Source organism: Mycolicibacterium llatzerense, assembly GCF_000878195.1.
GTDB lineage: Bacteria > Actinomycetota > Actinomycetes > Mycobacteriales > Mycobacteriaceae > Mycobacterium > Mycobacterium llatzerense.
In genome coordinates, this window is the sequence record NZ_JXST01000006.1 from 1 (window position 1) to 17,644 (window position 17,644).

15 protein-coding genes are annotated in these 17,644 nt (G+C 66.8%); 11 read left to right on the forward strand and 4 right to left on the reverse strand.

What is annotated here, in order from left to right:
* On the reverse strand, positions 1-2,732 hold a 2,732-nt coding region (locus tag TL10_RS31175), incomplete at its 3' end, for a PGRS repeat-containing protein (protein ID WP_338048637.1).
* Between the two features lie 773 nt (positions 2,733-3,505).
* Between TL10_RS31175 and TL10_RS31935 the strand changes: the two genes are divergently transcribed.
* Positions 3,506-3,892, forward strand: coding sequence for a pentapeptide repeat-containing protein (locus tag TL10_RS31935; protein WP_267884328.1), 387 nt, complete (start codon positions 3,506-3,508; stop codon positions 3,890-3,892).
* A 77-nt stretch (positions 3,893-3,969) separates the two neighbouring features.
* Here the strand turns inward: TL10_RS31935 and TL10_RS05505 are convergent, their stop codons facing one another.
* Positions 3,970-4,875 carry an SDR family NAD(P)-dependent oxidoreductase gene (locus tag TL10_RS05505; protein WP_043984852.1) on the reverse strand — a complete coding sequence of 302 codons (906 nt, stop codon included), beginning with the start codon at positions 4,873-4,875 and terminating at the stop codon, positions 3,970-3,972.
* A gap of 102 nt (positions 4,876-4,977) precedes the next feature.
* Between TL10_RS05505 and TL10_RS05510 the strand changes: the two genes are divergently transcribed.
* The 9 genes from TL10_RS05510 (at position 4,978) to TL10_RS05550 (ending at position 14,255) form a co-directional block, all read left to right on the forward strand.
* Positions 4,978-5,538 carry a TetR/AcrR family transcriptional regulator gene (locus tag TL10_RS05510; RefSeq protein ID WP_043402066.1) on the forward strand — a complete coding sequence of 187 codons (561 nt, stop codon included), beginning with the start codon at positions 4,978-4,980 and terminating at the stop codon, positions 5,536-5,538.
* Positions 5,539-5,745: 207 nt separating this feature from the next.
* Positions 5,746-7,371 carry a chaperonin GroEL gene (gene groL / locus TL10_RS05515; protein WP_043401237.1) on the forward strand — a complete coding sequence of 542 codons (1,626 nt, stop codon included), beginning with the start codon at positions 5,746-5,748 and terminating at the stop codon, positions 7,369-7,371.
* A gap of 165 nt (positions 7,372-7,536) precedes the next feature.
* Positions 7,537-8,796, forward strand: a complete 1,260-nt coding sequence (locus TL10_RS05520) for a DUF4878 domain-containing protein (RefSeq protein ID WP_043984853.1) — start codon at positions 7,537-7,539, stop codon at positions 8,794-8,796.
* Complete coding sequence (locus TL10_RS05525; protein ID WP_043984978.1) at positions 8,793-9,803, forward strand: AAA family ATPase; 1,011 nt, start codon at positions 8,793-8,795, stop codon at positions 9,801-9,803. The genes TL10_RS05520 and TL10_RS05525 overlap by 4 nt, the downstream gene beginning before the upstream one ends.
* Positions 9,804-9,808: 5 nt before the next feature.
* Positions 9,809-10,708, forward strand: coding sequence for a DUF58 domain-containing protein (locus TL10_RS05530; RefSeq protein WP_043984854.1), 900 nt, complete (start codon positions 9,809-9,811; stop codon positions 10,706-10,708).
* On the forward strand, positions 10,698-11,171 hold the full coding sequence (locus TL10_RS05535) for a hypothetical protein (RefSeq protein ID WP_043984855.1): 474 nt from the start codon (positions 10,698-10,700) through the stop codon (positions 11,169-11,171). Before TL10_RS05530 ends, TL10_RS05535 begins: the two co-directional genes overlap by 11 nt.
* Positions 11,162-12,226, forward strand: a complete 1,065-nt coding sequence (locus TL10_RS05540) for a hypothetical protein (protein WP_043984857.1) — start codon at positions 11,162-11,164, stop codon at positions 12,224-12,226. The genes TL10_RS05535 and TL10_RS05540 overlap by 10 nt, the downstream gene beginning before the upstream one ends.
* Positions 12,223-13,266 (forward strand): vWA domain-containing protein, encoded by a 1,044-nt coding sequence (locus TL10_RS05545; RefSeq protein ID WP_043984858.1) that lies wholly within the window; start codon positions 12,223-12,225, stop codon positions 13,264-13,266. Before TL10_RS05540 ends, TL10_RS05545 begins: the two co-directional genes overlap by 4 nt.
* Positions 13,266-14,255, forward strand: a complete 990-nt coding sequence (locus TL10_RS05550) for a tetratricopeptide repeat protein (protein WP_234711376.1) — start codon at positions 13,266-13,268, stop codon at positions 14,253-14,255. The genes TL10_RS05545 and TL10_RS05550 overlap by 1 nt, the downstream gene beginning before the upstream one ends.
* A gap of 526 nt (positions 14,256-14,781) precedes the next feature.
* Here the strand turns inward: TL10_RS05550 and TL10_RS05555 are convergent.
* Positions 14,782-15,132 (reverse strand): pyridoxamine 5'-phosphate oxidase family protein, encoded by a 351-nt coding sequence (locus TL10_RS05555; protein ID WP_043984979.1) that lies wholly within the window; start codon positions 15,130-15,132, stop codon positions 14,782-14,784.
* A 25-nt stretch (positions 15,133-15,157) separates the two neighbouring features.
* Entirely contained in the window at positions 15,158-16,894 is a 1,737-nt protein-coding gene (locus tag TL10_RS05560) for an N-acyl-D-amino-acid deacylase family protein (protein WP_043984860.1), read from the reverse strand.
* A gap of 134 nt (positions 16,895-17,028) precedes the next feature.
* Here TL10_RS05560 and TL10_RS05565 point away from each other — a divergent pair, with 134 nt between their 5' ends.
* Positions 17,029-17,634, forward strand: a complete 606-nt coding sequence (locus tag TL10_RS05565) for a hypothetical protein (protein ID WP_043984861.1) — start codon at positions 17,029-17,031, stop codon at positions 17,632-17,634.
* Positions 17,635-17,644 lie beyond the last annotated feature (10 nt).

A 17,644-nucleotide genomic window follows, 5' to 3' on the forward strand; every position in this document is an offset into this window, starting at 1 on the left:
CCGCCGCTGCCGCCGTTGCCGGCCTGGGTGCCACCGGCGCCACCGGTGCCGCCGGCACCACCGTGGCCACCGTTCGGACCGTTCTGGCCAAGCGCGGCAAGGCCATCGGCGCCGTTACCGCCGATGCCGCCCGCGCCGCCGGTACCACCGTTGCCGTTGGATCCGCCGGAACCACCGTTACCTCCGGCGCCACCGTTGCCTGCGACGCCGATCGCGGTGATCGTGTTGAACCCGTTACCGCCCTTGCCGCCGCTGCCGCCGTTGCCGCCCGCGCCGTTGGCGGCCTGGTTGACGCCCGCGCCGTTGAAGCCGCCGGAACCCGAGGTGCCCGCGTTGCCGCCGTCACCGCCCTTGCCGCCGTCGGGGATCAGCGACGAGCTGCCGTCCGAGCCGTTGCCGCCATTTCCGCCGAACCCGGCCGCGCCGCCCTGGCCGCCGGCCCCGACGGTGCCGTGCGCTGCGGCGCCACCCTTGCCGCCGCCACCACCGTTACCGCCGCTGCCGCCGTTACCGCCGCCGCCGAGGGCTCCGCCGCCGAGGACACCGGAACCACCGGAACCACCGTTGCCCGCGTCGCCGCCGACGCCGCCCTTACCGCCGTTGCCGGAGTTGGTACCACCGGCGCCACCGTTGCCGCCGGCACCACCGTGGCCGCCATTCGGCCCGTTTTCGCCAAGCGCGGCAAGACCATTGGCGCCGTTACCGCCGGTGCCACCGGCACCGCCGCTACCACCGTTACCGGCAGTGCCGCCGGAGCCACCGTTACCGCCGGCACCGCCGTTGCCTGCGACGCCGATCGCGGTGATGGTGTCGAAGCCGTTGCCGCCCTTGCCGCCGTTGCCACCAGTAGCGCTGGCGTTGCCGGTCGCGGCCTGCTTCTTGCCGCTGCCGTTGAAGCCGCCGGCGCCAGCGGTGCCGGCATTGCCGCCGTCACCGCCCTTGCCGCCGTCAGGGATCAACGAGGAGCTGCCGTCGGAGCCGTTGCCACCGTTGCCGGCGTATCCGGCAGCGCCACCGGTGCCACCGGCGCCGACCGTGCCGATGAACCCGACCTTCTTGCCACCCTTTCCGCCGACGCCGCCGTTACCGCCGTTGCCGCCGTTCCCGCCACCTCCGAGGGCGCCGCCGCCGAGGACACCCGAGCCGCCGTGACCGCCGTTGCCGGCCTTGCCGCCGGCGCCGCCCGTGCCGCCGATGCCGAAGATGTGGCCGCCGTTGCCGCCGATGCCGCCGTTGCCGCCGGTCTGGCCGTTGCCACCGTTCTGGCCCAGTGCGGCAAGGCCATCGGCGCCGTTGGCACCGTTGCCGCCCGCGCCGCCCTTGCCGCCGTTGCCGATACCGCCGGCGTTGCCACCGTTACCACCGGCAGTCGGAGTGAAGATGCCGAAACCCGAGTAGCCGTTGCCGCCCGAGCCGCCGTTGCCGAAGCCTCGGGCGTTGCCTCCGTTGCCGCCGGTTACTCCGGGAAGGCCACTCGAGTAGCCCTTACCACCGTCACCGAACCACAGGCCGCCGTTGCCGCCGTTGGGGTTGATCACGTTGCCGTTGGAGCCGTTGCCGATCAGGTACTGGCCGGCCAACAGGTTGATCCCGGTGTCGACCACCCAGCCGATGGGGCTGTTGATCCAGCTCTGCACGCCGAAGTGCACGTTCCCATAGATCCAGTTGGCGACCAGCACAGTCGGGTCGACGAACGTGGGTAGGACGATGGTGGGGACGGCGAGGGGGCCGACAGCTGCCAGAGGAGCGGGCGCGGCCAACGGGTTGACGGCGCCCAGGGGAGTGGGCTTGGCCAGCGGGTTGGTGACCGGTGGGGCCGTGGCGACCGAAGAGGCCGGGGCTGCCGGGTGCATTCGCTTGTTGGCGCCGCCGTACTCGACCTGGCGGCGCACCCAGGCCATCACGGCCCAGACGCCGGGCATCTGGTCAGGGTTGGTCGGTGTGTGGGGGACCAGCATGGCGCCCAGGTTGACCGCGGACAGCAGGCTGCTGATCGGGTTGAACGCCTTGGTCGTCGGGGCGGTGATGACCGCCCCGGTTCCCGGTGCGGACGGGGCTGACGGGCCGCTCGGACCGGTCGCGCCGGCCGGGTTGGTCGTGGTTTTCGGTGTCGTCGGCTTGGGGCCCGATTCGGTGGCTTTGTGCCCGCCAGTTGGGCCGTCGGTGACCACACCGGCCGTCGACCGCGGACCCCGCGCGGGGCGGGTACCCGGGGTGCCCGTGTTGGAGCTGCCGGTCGTGGCGCTCGAGTTGTCGCCGGCGGTGCTGGCGTGTTTTGGCTTGGTGCCCGGAGCAGGCTTTACCTTGGGACCCTTCGCCAGGTCGCTGAGAGCTTTTCTGGCATCGTCCGCGTACTGGCGCATGCGGTCCTGCGCCTGCTGGCGTGGGGTTCGCGGGGTGTCGGTCGTGCTGCCGGTGCCGCCGGAGGCCGGCGCCTCACCGGGCTGGGGCTTGGGCTTGGTCGGCGGCTTGGGCTTCGTCGGGCTCTTGGTCTTGCCGTCCGTGGCCTTGGCGGGGCTTGAGCTGCCAGACTTGGCGCCGCTGTCGCCGCTGGAGCTCTCGGTGTTGACGAGCCTGATGTCCGCGGTCACCGACTGCATCGTCGGGGAATCAGGACCCAGCAGCAGCATCACACCCGCGCTGGCGAATGCCGCGCTCGTCAATCCCGCAGCCGCGAGCGGCCCTGCCGCACTCCACCAGCTGTTCGTGCCCACTGCCCTGTGCTTGCCCACGATCCTCCTCGCGCGTCGGGTGTGAGATATGACACCCCAGTAAATAAACGTGAGGAGACTAACACCCGTAATCGAAAGCTGTGAACATCTTGCGGAAAGTGTGTGTCCGTTCATATCGGCGGACCGCGGGTACTGGGATCAATCTGAAAAAGGCATTCTCACCTGCGGAAAGTCGGCTGTCGTGCATATTTTGGCGGGTTGCCGGGCCTGTGGCTGCAGTCCCCGTGGCTGTGACTGAAGGGGGTGGCGGGATGGTGCGGAGAATATATTTAGAACACGTTCATTTCGGTTGTGGTCAACCGATTGGGCGTCTTTGGGCCGCTGGGAACGGTCGTTCAATGGCGCCTGGCGGGCCTGCGGTCGTGCCGTGGGCGCACTTGTTCAGCCTGAGGTCCGACGGGTTCTGTGACGAGCGGTTGGACCTGGCGCGAGGTGGCTCTGCAGGGATCTGACAGCAAATAGATACTCGGCGTCATTGGATTACATAATTGCCCGGTCGCGTAAATACTCTGCATGGATCAAAATTTGCCACATCAGTTGTATTTATGACGTTCGCGCGCGAGGTGCGTGATGATTCCGTTGGAAATTGACTCGCATCGTCAATATCGAGCGCTCTTGGAACGGTTATGAATACTGTTGGCAATTAATGAGATTGGCTGATCTTCTAGTTGCACCGTGCGGCTGATCTGCCGGAGGAGCTGTGATTGGGCAATTGTTCTTGGGATACGATTAATTAAGTAGCGATATTTGCCAAAATCCTTCGCGATCACTGGATGACTGTCTACCCTTGGTTTATTCATATTCGGGCTAGCGAAGGAGACGTCATGTCGATGATCCGTTCAACCGTCCTGCTGGGAGCGGCAGTAGCAGGTGCCGGCGCAATCGCGCTGCTCGGCGCAGGCGCTGCGTCCGCCGACTCCGGCATCAACCTCGGGCCCGGCAGTAACGACGGTGTGCTCAACGGCGGCGCCGGCAACACCGGCGTTCTCAATTTCGGTTTCGGGAACAAAGGCATCCTCAACCTGGGCAACGGCAACACCGGCGTTGCCAACATGGGCAACCTGAACACCGGCATCGTGAACATCGGCAACGGGAGCGGCGGCGTCGTCACCGTGGGTGATGGGCGCAACGGTCTGCTGAATATCGGCTACCCCCACTAGCAGCCTTTCGGCGTCCTGGAGCCCTGTGGGTCTGCGCGAAACCCCTTGTCGCGCAAACCCACAGGGCTTTGTCGTGGTCAGACCGGGAACGTCACCCCGGTCAGTTCTTCGGACGCCGCCCACAGCCGCTGCTGCAGCGCGGTGTCATGTGACTGGTCGCTTGAGCCGACGACCTTCGGGTGGCCCGTCTGCTGGAACAGTCCGTCCGGCCCGTAGTACTGACCGCCGTATGCGGCCGGGTCGGTCGCGGCGCGCAGCGTGGGCAGGGCGCCCATCGCGGCACTCTGGAAGAGCCTCTCGACGACGGGCCCGACGATGGCGGGTGGCAGTGGCACGTGCCGTGCCAGTTCGGTGCTCGATCCGCCCGGGTGTGCGGCGAGGGCGACGGTCTCCGCGCCGGTCAGCCGCCGCTGCAGTTCATAGGTGAAGAGCAGGTTGGCGAGCTTGGACTGGCCGTAGGCGGCCACCCGGTTGTAGCTGCGTTCCCACTGCAGATCGTCGAAATGGATGGCGGCACGAATCCGGTGGCCCAGGCTGCTGACCGTCACAACACGCGACCCGGGCACCGTCAGCAGCTGGTCGAGCAGGAGTCCGGTGAACGCGAAGTGGCCCAGGTGGTTGGTGCCGAACTGCATCTCGAAACCGTCGGCGGTGGTCTGCTTCGGCGTCCACATCACGCCGGCGTTGTTGATCAGCAGGTCGATCGCCGGGTACTCCGACTTCAGCTCTTCGGCGGCTTCGCGGACCGATGCCAGTGAGCTGAGGTCCAGCTCCTGGAGGACGACGTCGGCGTCCGGGGTGGCCTGCAAGATGCGGTCGACGGCGTCCTTGCCCTTGTCGAGGTTGCGGACGGCGAGTACGACGTGCGCACCCTTGGCGGCGAGTGCGGCTGCGGTCTCGTAGCCGAGCCCGGTGTTGGCGCCGGTGATGACGGCGGTGCGTCCGGTCTGGTCGGGAATGCTGGCGGTTGTCCACTTGGTCATGACGGTTCCTCGGTAGCCTGGGCCTCATCCGGGGCGAGCGCCCCGCATGTTTCACATATCCGGAACGGTCGCCCCGTTTCATTTGTTCCCGGGAGCGTGATGATCTGCAAACCGAAGCGGCCGCTGCGTGCTGACGCGGCCCGGAACCGGGCGCGCGTGCTGGAAGTCGCCTATCAAACCTTCGCTGACGAGGGGCTTTCGGTGCCCATCGACGAGATCGCCCGGCGGGCGGGCGTCGGTGCCGGCACCGTCTACCGACACTTCCCGACCAAGGACGATCTCTACCGTGCGGTGATCGAGGATCGGTTGCAGTCGGTCATGGATGTCGGTCGGGCATGTTTGGCGTCGGACGCTCCGAATGACGCGCTGTTCGATTTCTTGCGGTCACTGGTCCAGTGGGGAGAGACCGATCAGGGCCTCGTCGACGCGCTCGCCGGCCTCGGGATCGACGTCAACGCCCTGGTGCCCCATGTCGAGGATGAATTCCTGGCGTTGCTCGGTGAATTGTTGACGGCGGCACAGCGCGCCGGCGCCGTCCGCACTGACGTCTCGGTGCCCGAGATCAAGACGCTGCTCGTGGCGGCGCAGGCCGCGCAGCGCTACAACGCCGACGCTGCTGAGCGGGTTGTCGAGTTGATGATGGACGGATTGCGACCGCGCTGAGGCGGAAACCGCGGTTCGCGGACGGTGAACGACCTTGCACTCGCCCTACCTGAGTGCTAAAAACAACCTTGGCACTCTCGATAGGTGAGTGCTAGGTCGGGACAGTGAGGCCGGGGCCGCATCTGCGAGCACAGCCCCAGGTCGTCCGTCGCGGGCGCTGCGCCTGACCAACGACGTGCAATTCCCAACCGGAGGAATTACTTCGCAATGGCCAAGACAATTGCGTACGACGAAGAGGCCCGTCGCGGCCTCGAGCGTGGCCTGAACAGCCTCGCCGACGCGGTAAAGGTGACGCTGGGCCCCAAGGGTCGCAACGTCGTCCTGGAGAAGAAGTGGGGCGCCCCCACGATCACCAACGATGGCGTGTCCATCGCCAAGGAGATCGAGCTGGAGGACCCGTACGAGAAGATCGGCGCTGAGCTGGTCAAAGAGGTCGCCAAGAAGACCGACGACGTCGCGGGCGACGGCACCACCACCGCCACCGTGCTGGCCCAGGCCCTGGTTCGCGAAGGCCTGCGCAACGTCGCTGCCGGCGCCAACCCGCTCGGCCTGAAGCGCGGCATCGAGAAGGCCGTCGAGGCCGTGACCGCGTCGCTGCTGGCTTCCGCCAAGGCCATCGAGACCAAGGAGCAGATCGCTGCCACCGCCGGTATCTCGGCCGGCGACCAGTCCATCGGTGACCTGATCGCCGAGGCCATGGACAAGGTCGGCAACGAGGGTGTCATCACCGTCGAGGAGAGCAACACCTTCGGCCTGCAGCTGGAGCTCACCGAGGGCATGCGCTTCGACAAGGGCTACATCTCGGGCTACTTCGTGACTGACGCCGAGCGCCAGGAAGCCGTCCTGGAGGATCCCTACATCCTGCTGGTCAGCTCGAAGATCTCGACCGTCAAGGACCTGCTGCCGCTGCTGGAGAAGGTCATCCAGTCCGGCAAGCCGCTGCTGATCATCGCCGAGGACGTCGAGGGCGAAGCCCTGTCGACCCTGGTCGTCAACAAGATCCGCGGCACCTTCAAGTCCGTCGCCGTCAAGGCCCCGGGCTTCGGTGACCGTCGCAAGGCGATGCTGCAGGACATGGCGATCCTCACCGGTGGCCAGGTCATCAGCGAAGAGGTCGGCCTGTCGCTGGACACCGCTGACGTCAGCCTGCTGGGCACCGCCCGCAAGATCGTGGTCACCAAGGACGAGACCACCATCGTCGAGGGTGCCGGCGACGCCGACGCGATCCAGGGCCGTGTCGCCCAGATCCGCGCCGAGATCGAGAACAGCGACTCCGACTACGACCGCGAGAAGCTGCAGGAGCGCCTGGCCAAGCTGGCCGGTGGCGTTGCAGTCATCAAGGCCGGCGCTGCCACCGAGGTGGAGCTCAAGGAGCGCAAGCACCGCATCGAGGACGCCGTTCGCAACGCGAAGGCTGCCGTCGAAGAGGGCATCGTCGCCGGTGGTGGCGTGGCCCTGCTGCAGTCGGCTCCGGCCCTGGACGCCCTGTCGCTCGAGGGTGACGAGGCCACCGGTGCCAACATCGTGCGCGTCGCGCTGTCGGCTCCGCTGAAGCAGATCGCCTTCAACGGTGGTCTGGAGCCGGGCGTCGTCGCCGAGAAGGTGTCGAACCTGCCCGCCGGTCACGGCCTGAACGCCGCGACCAACGTGTACGAGGACCTGCTGGCCGCCGGCGTTGCCGACCCGGTCAAGGTCACCCGCTCGGCGCTGCAGAACGCGGCGTCCATCGCGGCGCTGTTCCTCACCACCGAGGCCGTCGTCGCCGACAAGCCGGAGAAGGCCGGAGCGCCCGCGGGCGACCCGACCGGTGGCATGGGCGGTATGGACTTCTAAGTCCAGCTCTTTTGCGGGAAAGCCCCGGCTCGCTTGGCGAGTCGGGGCTTTTTCGTGTGCGCGGCATCCACCGGGGTTAGTGATAGCGTCGGGTCGCCGGCGTAGGTCGGCATGGGGAGAGGGGGAGGTTCAATTGGTGACGGTTCTTGAGGGTGGATTCACCTCGTGACGCAGCCACCGCAGTCGCCTTTTGGCGGTCCCAACCCGGTTGACGGACCGACGCCGCAGCGTCCCGGCCACGGGCAGCCGCCGCTCGCGCCGCAGTGGGGTGGACCGGCGCCGGTTGGTGCGCCGCAGTCGACAGTGCCGCAGGGGTCGCCGTCGCAGGCCGCGCCGCATGGGGGCTGGCCAGGTGCGCCGCAGCAGCAGTTCCAGAACTTTCCGCAGCCCGGTTACGCCCCGCCGACGCGTCCGGCCAAGAACAAGAAAGCCTTGTTCATCACCGGCGGGGCCACGCTTGCGGTGCTCCTGGTCGTCGGCATCGTGGTGGCGATCGTGTCGTTCTCCGGTGGTGGAGCAGGCGGTCCCGGCGGTGGCGGGGCGAGTTCGGCGGAGGCCGCGGTCAAGGGATACCTGGAGGCGCTGTCGAAGGGAGATGCCAACGCCGCGTTGGCATTCGGCACCGATCAGCCCGCATCCAAGGACTTCCTCACCGACGACGTCCTGAAGCAGCAGACGGCGAAGTGGCCCATCACCAACATCCGGATCCTGAGCGCCAACGAGACCGGTCCCATGGGCCAGGTGCACGTATCGGTCAACTTCGGCGACCAGACCGCCGACCAGACGTTGATGGTCAAGAAGGACGACAGCGGCTGGAAGCTCGCCACAGCCAGCGTCAAGGTGAATCTCGGTGCCGCGGGCGGTATTCAGATGAACAACCCGGCCACCGGCCAGCCGCTTCCGGCCGCGCCGCTCACGCTGTTCGGCAAACCGGCGCCCAGCAATGCCCCGGTGTACGTGTTTCCCGGCTGGCTCGACCTGGGCTCGGCCAGCAAGTATCTGACGGTGTCGACGGCTCGGCCGGTGTTGCTCGACGGGTTGGTCGCATCAGGTGTCGGCCTCAGCGTCGGCGCGCAGACGCAGCTCAGCGAGGCCGGCGCCGAGGCGGCCAAGCAGGCGGTGGCGGCCTCCGTCGCCGAATGTGCCAAGTCCACAGCGCTGTCGACGCCGGGCTGCCCCAACGCCATGCCGAATCCGACACTGGTCGACGGGACCGTGCACTGGGAGCCGCCGGCCGATCTGAGCCAGGTCAAGTACACGTTCACCCCGTTCGATCTGACGGTGCGCACCATGGGGACGTCGCAGTGGACCATCACCGCGACGAGCACCAGCGGTGCGACGGTGCAGGGCAAGCAGTTCGTCCCGCTGATGGGCCAGATCGACATGACGCAGGAGCCGTTGACCGTGAAGTGGTTCGGCCGATGAGCGCCCCGACGAACACGATGCAGCCGCAGCCGACACGGGAAGAACTCGACCGGGCCCGCGCGGTGGTGCACGCGGTGTCCGGGGCCTTTTCGGCCAAGGTGGTGGGCCAGGCCGGGCTGCAACAGAGTCTGCTGATCGGACTGTTCACCGGCGGCCACGTGCTGCTGGAAAGCGTTCCGGGACTTGCCAAGACGACAGCGGCCCGCGCGGTCGCCGACGCGGTGCAGGCCAAGTTCCGGCGCATCCAGTGCACACCTGACCTGCTGCCCAGCGACATCATCGGCACCCAGATCTTCGACGCATCCAAGGGCGTCTTCCACACGCAGTTGGGTCCGGTGCACGCCAATATCGTGCTGCTGGACGAGATCAACCGGTCGAGCGCGAAAACCCAGAGCGCCATGCTGGAAGCGATGGAGGAACGCCAGACCAGTATCGCCGGCGACGTCTACAAGATTCCCGAGCCGTTCCTGGTGCTCGCCACGCAGAACCCGGTCGACCAGGAGGGCACCTATCCGCTGCCCGAGGCGCAGATGGACCGGTTCATGTTCAAGGAGATCCTGGCCTATCCGAATCCGCGCGAAGAGGCGGAGATGGTCTTCCGGATCGACGCCGGTGTCTACACCAATCATCGGACCCCTCCGGTGGCGTCGCTCGACGACATCCTCTACATCCGGGACGTAGCGCGACGGGTCTACCTCGATCCGGCGATCGTCAACTACATCACCCAGATCGTCGCGGTGACCCGTACCCCGCAGCAGTACCTGCCGGCGAATCTGGCCCGGCTCATCGAGTACGGCGCCAGTCCGCGTGCCACCATCGCCTTTTGCAAGGCAGCTCGGGCGTTGGCGTTGTTGTCGGGCCGCAACCACGTGCTCCCTGACGATGTGAAGGCACTGGCGCACCGGGTATTGCGGCACCGGCTGATCCTCGGCTTCGAGGCGGTGGCCCAGAATGTCACTCCGGAAGTGTTGATAGACAACGTCATTCAGGCAGTGCGAACTCCTTAGCCGCAATGGGCGTATTACTGCAGGAGGTCAAGGCGCAGACCCTGGCCGGGAACCGGCTCTCGGGTCCGAACGGGGTGTCCCGCGGGCTGCTGGAAGGGGAGCATCGCTCTATGTTCCAGGGCCGCAGCCTGGAATTCGACGATCTGCGCCCGTATGTCCCGGGCGACGATGTCCGCGACATCGACTGGAAGGCATCGGCGCGCTCGCCCGAGGTGCTGGTCAAACGATTCGTCTCGTACCGGCAACAGCGAATCCTGATGGTCACCGACCTCGGCCGGAACATGCTGGCGCTGGCGGCCGGTGGCGAGGTCAAACAACGGGTGGTGCTCAATGCCGTTGGCCTGGTTGGGCTCATCGCCATCAGCAAGGGCGACGAGATGGGCTTGGTGTACGGCGACGCGACCGGCTCGGCGCACATGCCCAACCGGCGCGGCGAGGCGCACCTGGAGCACATCCTGGAACGGGTCAACCGCCATGACGTCGCCGGCAGTGGCCGCAGTGACCTCTGTACGCAACTGGAGTACGTGCAGCACCACTTCCGGCGCAGGCACATCGTTTTCGCGATCTCCGACGAACCCGATGTCGGCGCGGCGTTGGACGAGCAGTTCCGCAAAGTGTCCGCGCGTCACGACGTGTACTGGGTAACGGTGCGTGATGCACCGTTGATCGGCGCGCCGGGATTCGGCGGCGAGGGGTACGACGTCGACAGCGGCAGAACCCTACTGCGCGAAGAGATTCTGGGGCATCGGGTGCTGCAGGCATACCGGCGGGCCGAGGCCCAGCGCGAGGCGGCATTCGAGCAGTACGTCAACAGCTCGGCGATTCCCTGTGCCCGGGTCTCCGGCAGCGGTGAGTTGTTCAACGCCGTCACCTTGATGTTGAAGAAGGCCGGCCGTGGCAAATGACTTCCTGAAATGGATTGTGGCGCCGTTGCCGTACTCGGTGCTCTGGGTGGTGCTCGGCATCCTGCTGATCCTCGCGGTGATCGGATGGTTCGGCGGCGTCGTGGTGTGGACACTGCCCGTCGAACGACTGCGAACCATCCCGGTGATCCGCGATGTCAGCGCCCGGGTGCTACAGCGCAAGTTCAGTGCCGCGGTCGGGCACGTGGCCGACCGGCACCGTGCCGGTGAGCTGAGCAGCCGCCAGGCGTACGCCGAAATGAGCCGAATACTGCGGAATTTCGTGTTCTACCGCACCGGGGTGCGGGCCCAGTACATGACGTTGGGGGAAGTTGAACGCGGGCCCGCGGCCGCGGCCGCGCCCGTCGTGAAGGCCCTCTACACCCGGCAATTCGACGTTGTCGACAACCCCGATGTCGCTGCCGCGGCAGCACAGGTACGGAGCGCGATCCGGTCATGGAACTGAGATGGTGGTGGGTCGTCGTCGTGGGGCTGACGGCCTTGGTGGCCATCGTGGCCGTCGCGTTCGTCTGGCCCCTGCGGCAACAGCAGCGCCGGTTACGTCCACTCGCGTGGGTCGGTCGTTTGACCCAGCTGCCCGAGTACGCACGTGCCTACCGTCGGTACCGAATCCTGCTGGCGGCCATTGCCGCAACGACGGTCGCCGTGTCGCTGTGCGCGATCATCGCCACCGCGCGGCCCGTCAGCGCACAGGCGACCGCCGCGGAGATCAACCGGGCGCACCCGGAGGAAATCGTGCTGTGCATGGAGGACGATCCGGTCTCCCATGACGCATCCGTGCTGCTGGCGTACTTCCGCGATCAGGTCGCCAAGTTCGAGACGCAGCGTCTCGGACTGACTTCCCGCACACTGCGGGTGATCCCGCTGACGCGGGACTATCCCTATCTCCAGGATCAACTGGGCCGCTATGCCGGCCTGGAGCGGCTGAAGGCCGAGCAGAAGCCCTCGCCGGAGAGTGCCGCCGCGCTGCAACGCGCGCAACAGGAGTTCGGCCGGGCCGTCAACTATTCCGACTACCGGTTGACGGTCAATGACGCTCTCGCCTTGTGTATGAAGGGCTTTCCGGGCGCGGGCAAGACATCGGATGCCCGTCGGTCGGTGATTTACCTGGGTCCGGCCGGTGGATCGAACGCACCCATTTACTCCGACGCCGCGCTGCGGGCGCTGGCCAAGTCCTCAGGTGTTCAGCTGAACGTGCTGACCCCGACAACCCGTGATGCCGCCGGCACCCTCAGTGGCATCACGGAGACCACCGGCGGACGGTTCATCAGTTATGTCGCGGCAGATCCCAAGGGCGGCAACAGCGGAACGCAGCAGGACGCGATGGACGCGGCACTGCGCAGCCATCTCGATGACATCCGCGCCCATCCACCGGGGCTCACCCGACCTGACGGAACGATTCTCGTCGAGCAGGTACGCGACCGGCCCAACACGGTATTGGCCGTGGCGCTGACCATGGTGATCGTCTTCTCGATCAGCCTCGCGGGGGTGCGGCGATGACATTCGAACCCGTGGTGGCCTGGTGGGTGTTCCTCCTGCTGGCCGGACTGACCCTGGTACTGCGCATGTTCACGCTCTACCGGGTGCTGGTGGTGGTCGGTAAAGGCAGCCAACGCAAAGTGGTGCTGCGGTGGAGCTTGTTGACCCTGGTGATCGTCTGCCTGTTCGCGGCGGCCGCGCGGCCGGGAATTGAAGGGGACAAGCGGGTTTCGGAGCAGTCGGTCGCGGCAGCCGCCGGGCGCAACGTCAACGTGTTCTTTGTCGTCGACCGCTCCCTCAATTCCAAGGCCGAGGACTACGGAAACAACCAGTTCCGGATGGCCGGGATTCGGGCCGACATGCAGTCGATAGTCGACCAGTACCCGTCGGGGCGATTCTCGATCACGTCGTTCGCGACGAAAGCCCGTGTCGACTGGCCGTTGTCGGACGACGTCTGGAGTCTGCGGGCACTGCTCAAGGGCTATTCGGCCTACACGTCGGATTTCGACTCGGTGTACCAGGTTGATGTCGGCGCGGCCGACGAGCAACTCAAGCGCCAGTTGGAGTTGGCCCACCGGCAGTACCCCGGTTCGAGCAACGTCGTCTTCTATCTCGGTGAGGGAGCGGGTGTTTCGAAGCGGTCGGCAACGAAATTCGACATCCCCGCCGGGCTGATCGCCGGCGGCGCGGTACTCGGCTACGGCACCCCCGGCGGTGGCCGGGTCGCCAGCAGGCTGGCGGCGGGGGGCGAGATGTCCTACTTCCCGGACGCGAGTGGCGGACAGTTCCTCTCGGTGTTGGACGACGCGTCGTTGAAGACACTCGCCGGTCAGCTGAAGCTGCCGTACTACCACCGCGCGCCCGGCGATTCGACGGCCACCATCATCCCGGCGATCGATGTGAAGGCGTCCGCGGAGCGGCAACAGGTTTCGCTGCCGGGCGAGCGCACCGAGTTCTACTGGATCTTCACGGCCATCGCGATGCTGTTGATGGGCTATGAACTGTTCGCGATGGCGCGTGAGTACCGGGTGTCCCGCATAACAAAGGTACGGAGCGAATGATGCCGATGTCAGCGGTGTGGCAGGGGACGGTCGCGGCCGTCGGCCGGTACTTTTCGTCCGGTCCGCATCGAAAGATATTGCGGCGCAAGCTGCTGCTGATCTCGATGCTGCCGGCACTGCTGGCGTTGGGGATCGCCGTCAAGTTGGTGACGATGGTGGCTTACGGGCAGTCCGCCCGGTCGGACTTCGTCGCGTACAACTCCTACGGCATGGCCGGTGACGTGCGGAAACTCAAGTCCTTCAACATGATCGACTCCTACAAGGCCTATTTCGCCGAGGGTGACCGCTATCTACTGGAAGGCAAACTGGCGGACGCGGAGGCGGAGTTCAAGAAATCGCTGGCACTGGTCAGCCCAGAGGATTCGTGCCCGGTGCGTGTCAATCTCGTGGTGGTGCTGGAAGCCCGCGGTGATGTGAAGAACGCCGAGAAGCACCGCGACCAGGCGAAACCGCTGTGGCAAGAGGCGCTGACAGTCGTACAGCAGGCGCCCGGCGGCTGCTTCGACAACTCGACCGAGCCCGATGTAGAGCAGCGCAAGCACCGCAACGAAACGGCGAAGCGGCTGCAGGACAAGCTGAAGGACCCGGAGCCGAAGTCCTCGGATGGGCAAGGCGGCGGTGGTGGTGGCGGTGGTGGTGACCAAGGTGGAGCAGGCGGTGCCAGTGGTCAGGGTCAGCCTGATCAGCAGCCGCCTGGGCAGGGGCAGGACGGCCAGCCCCAGCAACAGCCGCCACCGCAGCCTGGGCAGGATGGCCAGCCGCAGTCGCAGCCGCAGCCGCCCGGCCAGCAGCCTGGACCGGGTGGGCAGGGCGGCCAGGCTCCTGGCGGACCTGCCGAACAGGCTCCGGATACCGTCGGCGCAGACCGGGTAGCGACCGAATCCGGTGGCGTTGCGACGCATGAGCTACATCCGAATCAGGGGGATCCGGGTGATGTGCTCAAACGGTTGCTGGAGGATTCCGGCGCCACCGGTATCGACCGTGAGTGAGCTGTCGCGTCACCGCCCAGGGGTGGCCGCGAGCCTGACCGGGTGGCGACGAATCGGCCGATCCATCGCCCGGTGGTCAGAATGTGAGCCCAAGACGGGTGGGTGGGCGCGTTGGTTGCTGAAGCAATTACGAAGGTTGCGGGCCACCCCGACAAGTCGACGGTTCTCGCGTCTGGCGGAGCCGGCCAGCCCGCCGGCGGTGCCCTTGCCGATTCGAGCGGGGCGGACTCGGGATTGGATCACTCGAGCGCAGCTGCCTGACCTTCGCGACGGCTGACGTTGTGACCGGGCCTAGGTGTCCATCTCCAACTTGCGGGTCGGCGGACGGGGTGGCGTACCAGCCACGCCGCAACGGCTGCCACCCCTGCTTCTTGATCTGCCGGTGCGACCAGCCCATCTCCCGCAGTTGCACCGCGGCTGCCACCCCGCCGTTCGCGGCAAGCAGTAGTTCGATTTCCCCCATCGCTCAATAGCAGCCGACGGATGTCGTCGACGACAGTCCCTGGGGCGTCAGCCGGTGGATAACTCAGGTCTGTTTGAGCGAAACGCAGTCGTGCACACCTTCGGGGCTGCGATGCAACACCGCTCGCGTGGGCATCACGCGCAGGCCCGCGTCCGTGGCTTCGGCGGTCCCGTCGACGATCAGCGAGTAGCCCGTGGGTTCGCGCGGCGGCCACAGCACCGTCACGACCGGGTGGGCGCCGGCGTTGCCTCGGGTGGTGTTCCCGACGGGTTCGATCGTCAGTGCGCCGCCGCCGAACCTCGGGGTGACGGCCACCGTGTGCGGGCGAAAATCGTCACCGACGGTGATCAGGAAGCCGAACGGGAAGTCGGCCAGGGTATCGCCGAGCTTGTCGAGATCCACCTTCACGCTCATGACGTCAGGATAGGTCGCCGCAGCCTCAGGCCGGCGCCGCTTGCCGGCCGCGGACCAACCGGCCTGGCCGCGCCGCGGTCGGCACACCGTTCTCCGCGATGATCTCGCCGGACACGATGGTCGCGACGTAACCGTCGGCGGTCTGGTCCAAGCGGCGCCCACCGGCGGGCAGGTCGTGCGCGATGGTCGGCTTGTGCAGCGTCAGTGCGTCATGGTCGATCACGTTGAGATCAGCCTTGTAGCCCACCGCGATTCGGCCGCGGTCGGCCAGGCCCGCAACGCGAGCCGGGATCGACGTCAGCTCCTTCACGGCGTGTGCCAGGTCCAGTCGGCCGGCCGCGCGGTCACGCACCCAGTGCGTCAGCAGGTACGTGGGAAATGAAGCGTCGCAGATCATTCCGTAGTGGGCGCCGCCGTCGCCGAGGCCGAGGATGACGTCGTCGCGCTGGATCAGTTCGGCCACCGTGTTGAGTGACCCGTCGCGGAAGTTGGCGAGCGTCACCAGCAGCATCGCGTGGCCGTCGTCATCGAGCACCCGGTCATACGCCTCTTCGAGCGGGCTGACGCCGCGGGCAGCGGCCCGTGCGGCGATCGAATCCGACGGTGCCGGTTCATAATTCGGGGGAGTGCCCAGCGGGAACATGTAGTCCCACGCCTGCGCCGCGAACATCAGTGGATGGCCGTCGGCGGCCGCGGTGTCGTTCAGAATGCGTTGGCGTACTTCGGGTTTGCGCATCTCGGCGACGCGTTCGGCCAACGGCAGATCGGCGATCTCGCGGTACGACGGATACAGCACGAACGGATTGCCGGACAGCTCCAGGCCGATGACCAGACCGATGGGGCGCGGGAAGATCTGTGCCGAGATCGAACCGCCGTCGGTGTTGGCCTTTTCAACCATCCGCAAGGCGTCCTCGAACGTGGCCGGCCCGGCGTTGCCGACGGCCAGGGTGAACGTGACGGGCAGGCCGACGTCGGCGGCCACGTCGAAGACGGTTTTCAGGGCGACCTCGTAGTCGCCGGCAAGTAGATCGGGCACGAACTGGATCAGTCCGCCGCCGCCGTCTTCCACGCCGCGGGCGATGGCCTCGATTTCGACCTGCGCCGCGTCGTGGCTCGGGATGGGTTGCCCGCCGGAGGTCTTGTGCAGCGTGAGCCGCGACGACGCGAACCCCAGGGCGCCGCACTCCACGGCCTCGGCCGCCAGCTTGCGCATCAGGGCCAGATCTTCCGCGTTCGCGGGCTCTCGATTTACGCCGCGCCGGCCCATCACGTACACCCGCAGCGGGGAGTGTGGCAGGAACGCGGCCACATCGATATCGCGGCGTCCCGCATCGACCGCGTCGAGGAATTCGGGGAAGGTCTCCCAGGTCCAGGGCAGGCCGTCGACCATCACCACGCCGGGGATGTCCTCTACCCCGGCCATCACGTCGACGAGCACATCGTGGTCGTCGGGCCGGCACGGCGCGAAGCCCACGCCGCAGTTGCCCATGACCGCGGTGGTTACGCCGTGAGCGGAAGACGGGGTCATTCGATCCGACCAGATCGCCTGTCCGTCGTAGTGGGTGTGCAGGTCCACGAAGCCGGGCGTGACGAGCAGGCCGGTGGCGTCGATCTCGCGGGCACCGGATCCGTCGACGGTGCCCACCGCGGCGATAAACCCATCTTGAACTGCGACGTCGCCCCGGAACGGTGCGCCGCCGAGCCCGTCGGCGATGAGTCCGTTGCGAATGACGATGTCGTAGGCCGCGCCCGCTGCATTCATGTGAACAACGTACGACTCAGGCCCTCGTCAGATCTGTGAGTTGGCTTTGAGTTGAAGATTAGAACGGCTAGGCATTGCAAAACCGATGTATCGTGATAGGTACAAGATGCATCGAATCAACGAAAGGAATTGCGATGTTCTCAGGTGGTTTTGGTCCCGGATTCGGTGGGGGCTTCGGCCCGGGATTCGGGGGCTTCGGTCCCGGCGCGGGTGGCCCCGGCGGCCCGGGCTTCGGCGGTGGTTTCGGCGGCGGCTTCGGGCCGGGCGCCGGACACCACTTCTTCCGGGGTCGTATCAAGCGTGCCGCGATCGCGGCGGCCGCGCTACTACAGGAAGGCCCGGCCACGGCCGAGCAGCTCGCGCAGCGGGTTTCGGAGATCACCGACGGCGCATTCACCCCGCCGGTCGACAAGGTCGAGTTCGTCCTCTCTCTGCTCGCGGCTCGTGGCGTGGCCACGGTCGAGGACGGCGTCGCGACGCTGACCGAGTTCGGTGAGCAGCTGCTCGCCTGGCGTGGCGTCAGCAGCGAGACGGTGCAGGCGTTCCTCGGGCAGGCCGGGAAGTTCGGCGACGTGATCAAGCTGCGCAAGGATTTGTTCGAACTCGCCGGGCTGGCGCGCACGATCAAGTTCACCGGCAACGATGCGCAGAAGGCCGACCTGTCGGCAGCTGTCACGACGCTGTCCGCGGCGGTCGCCGAGGCCAAGAAGGCGCTCTACCGCACCTTGGCCGACAACTGACCGACGACTG